This window comes from Fusobacterium sp. (assembly GCF_032477075.1).
GTDB lineage: Bacteria > Fusobacteriota > Fusobacteriia > Fusobacteriales > Fusobacteriaceae > Fusobacterium_A.
In genome coordinates, this window is record NZ_JAWDXO010000037.1 from 24,636 (window position 1) to 36,194 (window position 11,559).

The 11,559-nt window shown below is 27.1% G+C and carries 11 protein-coding genes and 1 tRNA gene; 7 read left to right on the forward strand and 5 right to left on the reverse strand.

Annotated elements, in window-relative coordinates:
• Window positions 1-23: 23 nt before the first annotated feature.
• Window positions 24-620: a hypothetical protein gene (locus tag E6771_RS13085; RefSeq protein WP_316091786.1), complete on the forward strand. Its 597-nt coding sequence runs from the start codon at window positions 24-26 to the stop codon at window positions 618-620.
• Between the two features lie 361 nt (window positions 621-981).
• Here the strand turns inward: E6771_RS13085 and E6771_RS13090 are convergent, their stop codons facing one another.
• The 4 genes from E6771_RS13090 to E6771_RS13105 form a co-directional block, all read right to left on the reverse strand.
• Window positions 982-1,416 carry a sugar O-acetyltransferase gene (locus E6771_RS13090; protein WP_316091787.1) on the reverse strand — a complete coding sequence of 145 codons (435 nt, stop codon included), beginning with the start codon at window positions 1,414-1,416 and terminating at the stop codon, window positions 982-984.
• Window positions 1,417-1,428: 12 nt separating this feature from the next.
• Window positions 1,429-1,560 carry a maltose acetyltransferase domain-containing protein gene (locus tag E6771_RS13095; RefSeq protein ID WP_316091788.1) on the reverse strand — a complete coding sequence of 44 codons (132 nt, stop codon included), beginning with the start codon at window positions 1,558-1,560 and terminating at the stop codon, window positions 1,429-1,431.
• Window positions 1,561-2,006: 446 nt separating this feature from the next.
• Window positions 2,007-2,093: transfer RNA gene (locus E6771_RS13100), tRNA-Leu, on the reverse strand.
• Window positions 2,094-2,144: 51 nt separating this feature from the next.
• Window positions 2,145-3,029, reverse strand: a complete 885-nt coding sequence (locus tag E6771_RS13105) for an RluA family pseudouridine synthase (RefSeq protein WP_316091789.1) — start codon at window positions 3,027-3,029, stop codon at window positions 2,145-2,147.
• 286 nt (window positions 3,030-3,315) lie between these two features.
• On the opposite strand from E6771_RS13105, the gene E6771_RS13110 reads away from it, so the two are divergent.
• Complete coding sequence (locus E6771_RS13110) at window positions 3,316-3,888, forward strand: hypothetical protein (protein WP_316091790.1); 573 nt, start codon at window positions 3,316-3,318, stop codon at window positions 3,886-3,888.
• A gap of 113 nt (window positions 3,889-4,001) precedes the next feature.
• Complete coding sequence (locus E6771_RS13115; protein WP_316091791.1) at window positions 4,002-5,015, forward strand: toxin-antitoxin system YwqK family antitoxin; 1,014 nt, start codon at window positions 4,002-4,004, stop codon at window positions 5,013-5,015.
• A gap of 41 nt (window positions 5,016-5,056) precedes the next feature.
• On the opposite strand, the gene E6771_RS13120 is transcribed toward E6771_RS13115, so the two are convergent.
• Window positions 5,057-5,668 (reverse strand): nitroreductase family protein, encoded by a 612-nt coding sequence (locus tag E6771_RS13120; RefSeq protein WP_316091792.1) that lies wholly within the window; start codon window positions 5,666-5,668, stop codon window positions 5,057-5,059.
• Window positions 5,669-5,913: 245 nt separating this feature from the next.
• Here E6771_RS13120 and E6771_RS13125 point away from each other — a divergent pair, with 245 nt between their 5' ends.
• The 4 genes from E6771_RS13125 (at window position 5,914) to E6771_RS13140 (ending at window position 11,397) form a co-directional block, all read left to right on the forward strand.
• A complete protein-coding gene (locus E6771_RS13125; protein ID WP_316091793.1) occupies window positions 5,914-6,705 on the forward strand; it encodes an HAD-IIA family hydrolase in 792 nt (263 codons plus the stop codon).
• A 270-nt stretch (window positions 6,706-6,975) separates the two neighbouring features.
• Entirely contained in the window at window positions 6,976-8,100 is a 1,125-nt protein-coding gene (locus E6771_RS13130; protein WP_316091794.1) for an alanyl-tRNA editing protein, read from the forward strand.
• A 55-nt stretch (window positions 8,101-8,155) separates the two neighbouring features.
• A complete protein-coding gene (gene rlmN, locus E6771_RS13135; RefSeq protein ID WP_316091795.1) occupies window positions 8,156-9,208 on the forward strand; it encodes a 23S rRNA (adenine(2503)-C(2))-methyltransferase RlmN in 1,053 nt (350 codons plus the stop codon).
• Between the two features lie 26 nt (window positions 9,209-9,234).
• Window positions 9,235-11,397, forward strand: coding sequence for a transglycosylase domain-containing protein (locus E6771_RS13140; protein WP_316091796.1), 2,163 nt, complete (start codon window positions 9,235-9,237; stop codon window positions 11,395-11,397).
• Window positions 11,398-11,559 lie beyond the last annotated feature (162 nt).

Sequence of the window (11,559 nt, forward strand, 5' to 3'; positions counted from 1 at the left end):
AAATTACAAAAGGAGAAGATTTCATGAGAAAATATTTACTTGTTTTATGTATTGTTTTTGCTAGTGTTGCATATTCAGAAGAAAAAAAAGATTCTTTAGTCACAGAAGGGATTACAGAAGCAGTTTCTGGAGCAGTCTCTACAGGTAAAAATATATTAAAAGGTTTAAAAAAGGGGATTGATAAAGGGAGAGTTGAAGGAGAAAGTACAGATGATGCTACAATAATATTAGATAAGAAAACATTTATTGAGCATATTGATTGTAATATTATTTCTGTTGAAAAAACTGCTAAATATTATGAAGTAAAAGTGGGATTGAAAAACAAAACAGATAAAATAGTAAGACTTGCAAATTTATCTGAAAAAAAATCATTACAATTAAAAGATAAAGAAGGTTATGTTTCATATTCACTACACCCAATTTTAAATATAACAATTCCTGAAGAAAGTGGAATAAGAGCAAATTTTAGATTTTTAATGGATGGAATTCCTTCACAATTAAAAATATATGGATTAGAATTTGAAATAGATGATACTAAGATAAAACAAGGAACAGAAAAAGAAATATATAAAACATTGAATGAAGTTGCAGAAGAATTAGAACAAATAGACAAAAAATAATAAGGTATATCAAGATAATAAAAAAGTTAAGAAAAATAAAAAGAAGCTCTTATTTTTTAAGAGTTTCTTTTTATTTTGGATTATAATATTATTGAAATTAATTTAAAAATAACTAGAATTTTAGAACAAAGTTTATCAAATACCTAAAGCGCTATTTTTATATATTTCTATATTAAAAAATATGTTTGATATTGAAAGTTTTTCAGAAGATTTAACTAAATGGATACACAACCAAACTTAACAGGTTTATGAAATTTGATTTAAAAAGAGTAAGTCAATTAATGATTGATAAAAAGGACTGTAAATACAATGGTAGATGTTGTTTCTACCATAGAACAATATTTCCTCAATGAATGAGAACTTATTTGTTTTCCCTCTTTACTTGACAAGGATTACCATATGCTATTGTCCAGAATATCTTTTGTAACAATACTTCTTCTCCAATTACAACATTATTTCCAATTGTTATACTAGGCATAATAATAGCACCACCACCAATCCATACATTATTTCCTATTGTAACTGGTGCTGTTTGAGTTTTACAAAATTCAAATGAATTATCTTCCTTGGGTTCTCCAAATCGATCTAGTGCATTTGTTGGATGAAAAACTGTATATATCTGCATATTTGGAGCAATTAGAGCATCATCTTCAATATAAATGATATTATCATCCAGAAATGTACAATTCATATTTATTTCACAATTATTTCCAAAATAAATATTATTTCCATAATCAACAAAAAATGGTGCTGCTATCCAAAAATTTTTACCTATTCCACCTAATAATTCTCTCAAAATCTTTTCTTTTTATTTACTGTCTGTAGAATTGATATTATTATAATTCCTTACCAAATCTTTTGCCTTATGCCATTGAGATAATAATTTAGCATCTCCACGATCATAAAGCTGTCCTGCTAACATTTTTTCTCTTTCAGTCATAATTACTCCAATTTATGATTTTTAAATCTTTTTTAAAATGTCATACTAACTCTGTTTGATTAATTTTGATTTGTTGTTTTAACTTATATTTCTATTTCAACACATTACTTTCTTTCCTTTCTATCTTATTTCTTGACTTTCATAACATAGTCTTGTTATTTGACTTATTTCTATAAAAGCGTTATAGTTTTTTTCAAAATTACAGAATTTTTCAATTTTATCATATTTTAAAAATAAGATTTCCTGTATTTCTTTATCAAAAGTTCTTTGTATGGTATTATAAGTAGGGAAATTTTACGTATAAAAACTATTTAATTGAAGAAAAGAGAAGATTGATTTCTAAAGAATATTTTTAATAAAAAAGGCCTCAGACCATTTGATCCAGAGGCATTACTAACATATATATAATTTTCATAGCTACTATATTTTAATAGTGGGGCTATGTCTGGTGCCTAGGGAGGGACTTGAACCCTCACTCCTTTGACAGGAAACGGATTTTGAGTCCGTCGCGTCTACCGTTCCGCCACCCAGGCTTGGTTACTCAACTATAATATAACATTTATTAAAAAAAGTCAATACTTTTTTTAATTAAATATTTTTGTGAAAACCGTAGGAATCTTACTTGAGAAGTGTAAGACTTTTTTAGTAATAGGATGAACAAAGACAATAGTATTGGCATGTAATCCTAGACGATTGATAGGACTTTTACCAGAACCGTATTTTTTATCTCCAACTATGCTATGACCGATATCCTGCATATGCACACGAATTTGATTTTTTCTTCCAGTTTCTATATTGACTTCAAGAAGAGAATAATTTTTATTCTTTTTCAAAACTTTATAGTGAGAAATAGCTTTTTTACCCTCTTTAGGATTCTGGTTTGAATAAGTTATGAAAGCTCTATTTTCCTGTAAATAAGATATTATAGTATCCTTTTCCTTTTGAACAGCTCCTTCAACTAATGCAACATATGTTCTCTCTTTTACAGAATCATTCCAAGTAGTTTGAAGTATATCTTGAGCTTTTTCAGTTTTGGCAAATATCATAATTCCAGAAGTATCTCTATCTAAACGATGCACAACAAATATTTTATTTTTAGGGTCTTTATTTTTTAAATATTCTTTCAACATATTATATGCAGTTTTTTCTCTTTCGTTATCAGTGGCAATAGAAAGAATTCCATTTTCTTTCTCCACTACAAGAATATCTTCATCTTCATAAATAATAGAGACTCCTTTTATAGTTGTTTCAATAGCCATTTTTCCCCAATCAATAGTGACAGTTTGACCTGGAAAGAGAGGATGGTTATACTGAGAAACAATATCATTTCCTACAAAAACTTTTCTTTTTGTAAGAAGTGATTTTATGTTTGTGCGACTTTTTTCTGGCATTTTTTCTATTAAAAAGCTCATTAACTCATTTTTTTCCATAACTTTGAATACAGTATTTTTTTTGCTTTTATTTATCATTATTTGCCTCCTGTTATATATCAAAAAATATTATAGCATAGTTAACTTACTAAGTAAATTAAAGCTTGTATAATTTAAACTTTAAATTTAAAAATTGAATAATAAATTTTTGAAAAAATCGTTGTATGAGAAAAAATATTAATTAATAATAGAGGAACTTAGAGTATCTAATAGAATATTTAATAGAAGAAAATAAAAAATTAGATTACTTTTTAAAAATATAGCTGTATTTATTAAAATTAGAAAGTCAAAAATAACTATAATAAATTTTAGGAGGAATGGTATTATGAAACATGAAGAATTTCATGCTTTTTCAAACAAAGAATTTAATGATTATTCAGAGAAAAAAAGAGAGGAAGCTATTGAAGCTTTTGGACGTGAAGTTGCTAAGAATGCAAATGGGTTAACTAGTGGAGAATTAAAAGCATTTCTTGAAGAAAAAATGAAAGAATACTTTGATAAATATTATGTTAAAGAGATAAAAATTAAAGAAAAGGAAATAAAAAAAGAAGAATCAGATAAAGATATAATTATTTATGTTCCTTATGATGGGAATGTAGAAATGTTTAAATTGAGACCAAGTACAGCCTCTGTTGAAACACCTAAGATACATTTAAAAGAAAAAGAAGTTGGAGTAAAAATTAAAGACTTTGCTAGCAAAACAAAAGAAGAAATTTCAGAAGAGTCTGATAAAATAGTTGAAGAATTGAAAAAAAATCTAGATTATTTAAAAAAAGATATAGAGGAATGCAATAAGGAATTGAAAAAAGGATTAAAAGATGAAGCAGAAAATATTAAGAAAAAAATAGAAAAAGATAAAGAAAAATTAAAAGAAATTAAAGAAATAATAAAAAAATAATTTATAGAATCCCCAGAGAATTTATTCTGGGGTTTTAAATTCATAAAAGAAGAGATATTATTTTACAAATTTATGATATAATACAAATAATATAATATTTATGGAGGAAAGTCATGAGAAATAGATTGGGAGCAGTATTTTTAACAATTTTTTTATTTGGATGTGGTGGACCAAAAGAAGTAGATGTATCTAAAAAACAAGAAAAAAATGGAATAGTATATGTTGAAAATGAGAAAAAACCATTTACTGGAAAAATAATATCAAAGTATGAAAATGGTCAAATAAAAATGGATTCTCAATATAAAAATGGAAAGCTTGAAGGTATAGTAAAAGAATATTATGAAGGTGGACAAGTTCGTAATGAATGGAATTATAGAGATAACCGTCTGGATGGGGAACAAAAAAAATATTATGAAAGTGGACAGCTATCAACAGAAAAATATTTTAAAGATAATAAATCTGATGGAATATTCAAGGAGTATTATGAAGATGGAAAAATAAAAAGTGAAACAGAATATAAAAAAGGAAAAAAAGATGGTTTTTATAAATCCTATATAGAAAATGGAAATTTACAGTATGAAACAAATTTTAAAAATGGAAAAATAGAAGGACCTTTTAAAGAATACCATGAGAATGGAAATATCAGCATTGAAACTAATATAAAAAATGAGAAAAAAGAAGGAATATATAAGAAGTATTATGAAAATGGAAATTTGAATATTGAAGCTAATGTGGAAGATAATAAGATAAGAGGAGATTATAAAGTTTACTATGAAAATGGACAGCTTTATAGTGAAACAAAATATAGAGATGGGAAACAAGAAGGAGTATATAAACAATATTATAACAATGGACAGTTAAATATAGAAACTTCATATAAAGATGGAAAAAAAGACGGAAACTATAAAAGTTATTATGTAAATGGAGAAATTGCAGATGAAAGTCATTATAAAGATGGAAAATTAGAGGGAAGTCACAAAGAGTATTACAAGAATGGACAGCTTATGTTTGAAAAAAATTATAAGAATGGGAAAGCAGAAGGAGTTGTAGTTTTTTATACTCCTAGTGGAAAAGAAGAGAAAAAAGTGAGATATAAAAATGATGAAATTATAAAAGTAATAAAATAAAATTAAAACCTCAGATATGGATTGTCTGAGGTTTATTTATTCTAAATTATTTCAGCTATTTCTTCAAAGGTTTTTTTAATCAAAATAGGAAGAGAATAGTTTGGATCAGCCTTTCCAACAACTAATATCATAACTGGAGTCTCACCAGCTGGTCTTTTTAACAAGTCTCTCAAAAATATCATAGGAGCTGGAGTGTATGTGAGACTGGCATATCCAGCATTATGAAGTGCATTAATAAGAAAACCAATGGAAATACCAATAGATTCATTAACATAATAATTTTTGTCTAAAGTTCCATCTTTGCTTTCTTTATAAAATTCCTTAAATATGACAATAAGACAAGGAGCTTGAGTAAGAAAAGGTTTCTTCCAAGTAAGAGTTAATTTATTTAAATCTTCCTGCCAATCTTTAGTAATTTTAGACTCATAAAATTCTTTTTCTATTTTTTCACTTTCTTCTCGTATTTTTTCTTTCATAACTGGATCAATAATTATTGAGAAATGCCAAGGCTGTTTATCAGCACCGCTTGGAGCAGTGGCAGCAGTCATGATACAATCTTTTATTATTTCAATGTCTACAGGTTCTTCTAAGAATTGACGATAAGTGCGACGTTTTTTAGATTTTTCTAATAACATTTTTGAAGTATCTGACATAATCGTTCCTCCCTTTTTTTATTTAGCTATCTATTCTTTTTATACTTTACAAAATGCTTTATGTCAATAGGTGTGATAATAATAATATTTGTTATTTTTACTTATAATTAACTGAAGTTTTATATATTTTTTACAGAAATATGTTAAAGTTAAAAAAAGTAAAAAGATATATTTGCTTATAGGAGCAGCAGGAAAATTGTTGTATAATAATTTAAAGTAAAACTAATTGAAATGAGGAAAAGAAAATGAAAAATAAAAAATTGTATCTATTTGATATTGATGGAACACTTATTTTAGGGAATAAACTTATAGATGGAGCTGAAAAAATAATCAAAGAAATAAGAGAAAAAGATAAAAAACTTATGTTATTTACCAATAATTCTTCAAGAACAAGAAGAGAATATGTAGAGAAATTTAAGAAAATGAATATTGAAATTTTTGAAGAGGAAATAATTACTGCTGGATATATGCTTGGAGAATATCTCATTGAAAAAAAAGATAATCCATCAGTATTTTTAGTGGGAACAAAGTCTTTAAAAAAAGTTTTAAAGGATATGGGCGTGAAGATAATAGAGGAACCTCAAAAAATTAACAGCAAATATAATGTAGATTATGTAGCAGTTGCATTAGATAGTGAATTAAATTATCAAAAAATTGTGACTGCTTGTGAGTTACTTAGTGAAGGGGTAGAATATCTGGCTGCTAATCCAGATTTTGTTTACCCAATAGAAGGAAGAAAATTTCTTCCTGATTGTGGTGCAATATGTAAAATGCTGGAATATGCAGTTAAAAGAAAACCTCTTTTTTTAGGAAAACCTTCAAGGGAAATATTAGATTACTGCATTAAAAAGAATGGAGTTTCTAAAGGGGAAACTGTAATAATAGGAGATAGACTGTATACTGATATAGCCTGTGGTTATGATAATGGTTGTGATACTATTTTGGTTTTGACTGGGGAGAGCAAAAAAGAAGATGTGAAAGACAGTCCATATAAGCCTGACTTCATATTAGAAAGCATAAAAGAATTAAAAATATAAATTTAATACCTATCTTTAAAATAATTCTTTGAATCAATTTTTTACTATATATGGAATTTTTAAATTAAGATTTTTGTAGTGGAGGATAACTCATAAGCAGAAATATAATTTTGGAAATTTTTTATTAGAGAGAGTCAATAAATTTCTCTAAATATCAAGCTTCTAAAATTTGAGATTGGCTTTTGATTAACCTCTATTTTTTATTAAAAATTTAATCTTTTATATGATATAATAGAGTGGTAAATTCTAGATGTCTGGAGGGGTATTTTAATGAAAGTTGAAGTTTTAAGTTGTGAAAAAATTAAAGAGGGATATATAATAAAATTAAGTGGCGGGAATGAACCTTTTTATATAGATGGAAAAGGAGGACAATTAGGAGATAGAGGAACAATAGGAGAAAGTATTATTCTTGAAGTCAGAGAAGGAAATATAGTGCTTGATAGAGAAATAACTCTGGGAGAACATGAGTATACTATTGATGAAGAAAGAAGAAAAGATATAGCCTGTCAGCATACAGCTCAGCATCTTTTTTCAGCTCTTGCATATAATGATTATCAATTAAATACTGTAGGATTTAGAATGGCAGAAGAATATACTTCAGTAGATTTAGATTCTAATACAATATCAGAAGAAACTATAAAAGAGCTGGAGAATAAGGCTAATGAAGTTATAAGAAAAGCTATAGAATTAAAAATTTATACATTAGGACATGAAGAAGCTTTGGAAATAGAGGGATTGAGAAAAGCTATTAAAGATAAAGTAACTGGTGATGTAAGGTTTGTAGAGATACCAGATATTGATTTAGGAGCTTGTGCTGGTTTTCATGTTGAAAATACAAAAGATATAAAGCTATTTAAAATATTATCTCATGAAAAAATAAAGGGGAATTATACAAGATTCTTTTTTATAGCTGGAGATAGGGCTATAAGAGATTATGCTTTTAAACATGAGCTATCAAAAGAACTATGTCATATATTTAGCTGTAAAGATTATGAAATTCTTACAATGTTAAATAAAAGTTTAGAAGAAAAGAAAAAAACTGAAAGTGAAATGAAAATTATTGCTTCTGAATTTGCTGGATTTTTAGGAGAAAAATTGATGAAAGAGGCTCAAGAAGTAAATGAGTATAAATTTATTATATATGTAGGAGATAAGATAACAGCACAGTATTTACCTAGAAATATAAATCCAGAAAATTATATATTGATAACAGGAAGTGAGGATAGTTATTCAATTATTTCTAATAGAATTAATTGTAAAGATTTCTTAAAAGAATTAACTTTATCTAATACTGATATTAAAGGTGGAGGTAATCAAATAAAGGGAAATTTTAAAGGAAAAATATCAAAAGAAGAGTTGAAAAAACAACTTGAAACTTTTCTTAATAAGTTGTAATTGAGTATTTTTTTTGATATAATATTATGTTAGCAATTTTATAATCGGAGGAGTAATGTCAGAAAAAATTAATTTATTAAATTTAAATCAACAAGAGCTAGAAGATTTAGTTGTTTCTCTTGGAATGAAAAAATTTTATGGAAAACAAATATTTAACTGGCTTCATAAAAAAATAGTAAGAGACCTTAATGAAATAACAAATCTTTCACTTAAAGACAGAGAACTTTTGGCTGAAAAAGCATATATACCATTTTTAAATCTTTTAAAGCAGCAGATATCTAAAATTGATAAGACAGAAAAATTTCTTTTTAAACTGGAAGATGGAAATACTATTGAAACTGTTTTATTAAGACATAAGGATAAAAGAAACACTTTATGTATATCATCGCAAGTTGGATGTCCTGTAAAATGTACTTTTTGTGCAACTGGACAAGATGGGTTTGTAAGAAATCTTGATGTAAATGAAATAATCAATCAGGTGTATACTGTAGAAAGAAGACTTATAAAACAAGGAAGTAATATAAACAATATAGTTTTCATGGGAATGGGAGAGCCTTTACTTAATCTTTCAAATGTACTGAAAGCTTTGGATATACTTTCTAATGAAAATGGAATAAACATTTCTAAAAGAAAAATAACTATATCAACATCAGGAATAGTTCCTAATATAGAAAAAATTCTATTAGAAAAACTTCCTATTGAGCTTGCCATATCACTTCACAGTGCAATAAATGCAAAAAGGGATATGATAATACCTGTAAATAGAAGTTATCCTCTTGAGGATCTTTATGCAATATTACAAGAATATCAAAAACAAACAAAACGTAGAATAAGTTTTGAGTATATAATGATCAATAATTTTAATGTTTCAGATGTGGATGCTAATGCATTGGCTGACTTTGTACATGAATTTGATCATGTGGTAAATCTTATCCCATACAATCCTGTGGCAGGAACGGAATTTGAAAGACCTTCTGAAAAGAAAATAGATAAATTCTTTACTTTCCTTAAAGATGTAAGAAAAGTAAATGTCACATTAAGAAGAGAAAAAGGGACTGATATAGATGGTGCTTGTGGTCAGTTGAGACAGAAAGCTCCTAAGAAATAGTTTGATTTAAAAGGAGTACTGAAACTATGAAAATACTTGTAAAAAGAATAATAAAAATAATGGTAGTTTTATTTATTGTTGGAAGTATTGCATCTGTAGGAGTAGTTTTGGGAGTTATGAATAAATATTCCAAAGAACTTCCTGATATAGTAACTTTAATAGAAGATTATGCTCCATCTCTACCAACTGTATTATATGATAGAAATAGGGAAGTAATAGATACTATATACAGAGAATCAAGAGATACAGTAAAATTAAAGGAAGTTCCTATATACAGTAGAAATGCTTTTTTAGCAATAGAAGACAAGCAGTTTTATTCACATCATGGGATACATATAAAAAGATTGATAGGTGCTATTGTAGCTAATATTCGTAGTGGTCGTGCTGTACAAGGGGCAAGTTCAATAACTCAACAGCTTGCAAAAAATGCCTTTCTTTCTCATGAAAGAAAGCTTTCAAGAAAAATAAAAGAAGCTATTATAACATTTGAAATTGAGAGAAGATATACTAAAGATGAAATATTTGAAAAATATCTAAATGAGATATATTTTGGAGCTGGATCTTATGGTATAAAGACAGCAGCTAAGCAGTTATATAGAAAAGATATTTCAGAAATAAATATAGCTGAATCAGCTCTTCTCGCAGGAATACCTAACAGACCTGAAAAATATAATCCCAGAAGAAATTTAGAGGCTTCCTTAAAAAGAGCTAATCTTATTTTATCTGAAATGTATAGAGATAAACTTATAACAAAAGAAGAATATGAAAAAGCAAAAAATCATAAGTTTATAAATGAAGATAAACTTCCAGAAGATTTTAAAATGGATGATAATACAACTATAATATATAACAAAAAAAGTGATGTAACAATTAATTATCCTGATTTTTCAAATATGGTAGAAGAGTTTTTGGTTGAGAAATTTGGAGAAAATATGGTATATACTGGCGGATTGAGAGTACATACTACTTTAGATTTAGAAATGCAGAAAACTGCAAAAGAAGTATTTGAGAATTATGAATTCTTCCAAAAAAATGATGAATTACAAGGTGGAATGGCAACTATAGATCCAAATAATGGGCATGTAATATCTTTGATTGGTGGGAGAAATTTTAAATCAGGAAATTTTAACAGAGCAACTATGGCAAAGAGACAGTTAGGTTCTTCATTTAAACCATTTTTATATTTTACAGCTATAGAAAATGGAATGGAAATGAATTCAGTAGTAGAAGATTCATTTATTTCATTTGGAAGTTGGATACCAAAGAACTATGGAAGCAGATATTCAAATAATGTTACTTTGCTTAATGCTTTAGACAGATCATTAAATATAGTTTCTATAAAAATGCTTCAAAAAATAGGAACAAAAACATTTAAAGAAACTGTTGCAAAACTTGACCCAGGCTTAAATATACCAGATGACCTTACTGCATCTTTGGGATCATTTGAAAATACACCATTACAGCATGCTATAGATTATTCAATATTTTCAAATGGAGGTTATGTAGTAGAGCCTGTGACAGTAACAGATGTAGAAGATAGATATGGAAATCCTATATATCAGAATACACCTAAAAAAGAAAAAGTATTTGACAGTATTAATACAAGTATAATAACATTTATGCTGAAAAGTTCAGTGCAATATGGAAGTTCCAGCAGAGCCTCTGTATACACAAAAGATAAAAAGAGAATAGAACAGGGAGGAAAAACAGGAACTGTAAATGATAATAGAACTATCTGGTTTGCTGGAATAACTCCTGATTATGTTACAACTATCTACATAGGATATGATGATAATAGATCTATAAGAGGAAATGTTACAGGAGGAACTGGAGTGGCTCCTCTATGGGCGAAATATTATCAAACTTTAATTGATAAAGGACTGTATGCTCCAAGCACTTTTTCCTTCTTAGAAAATCACTTAAAAAATGGAGATTTTAATTTACAGACACTGACTGTAAACAATGGACTTATTTCTGGAGCAGGAAGAGAATTCCTTGTAAGAAAAGGAAAACTGCAGATGGAAAGTGAAATGAAATATGCAAATGGAATAGCAGGAATATTTGGAGATATAAAAAGAGAAACAGGAGCAGAAGGATATAATCCTGTTATTGAAAAAACGAATAATGATATAGCTCCTGAAAATACAACTACAAATGATTCTTTATTTAAAAGACTTTTAGGGAATTAATATAAGATAAGGCTGTTGCAAATTAGTAATTTATTTTACTAGTTTCTACAGCCTTTTTTATTTTTTCTTAGGAAATTATAATTTGATAAATTTGTTGAAAAAATAAAAAATATTAATTATTTTAGCTTCATATTAGATATATTTAATCGAATAAGATTAAAA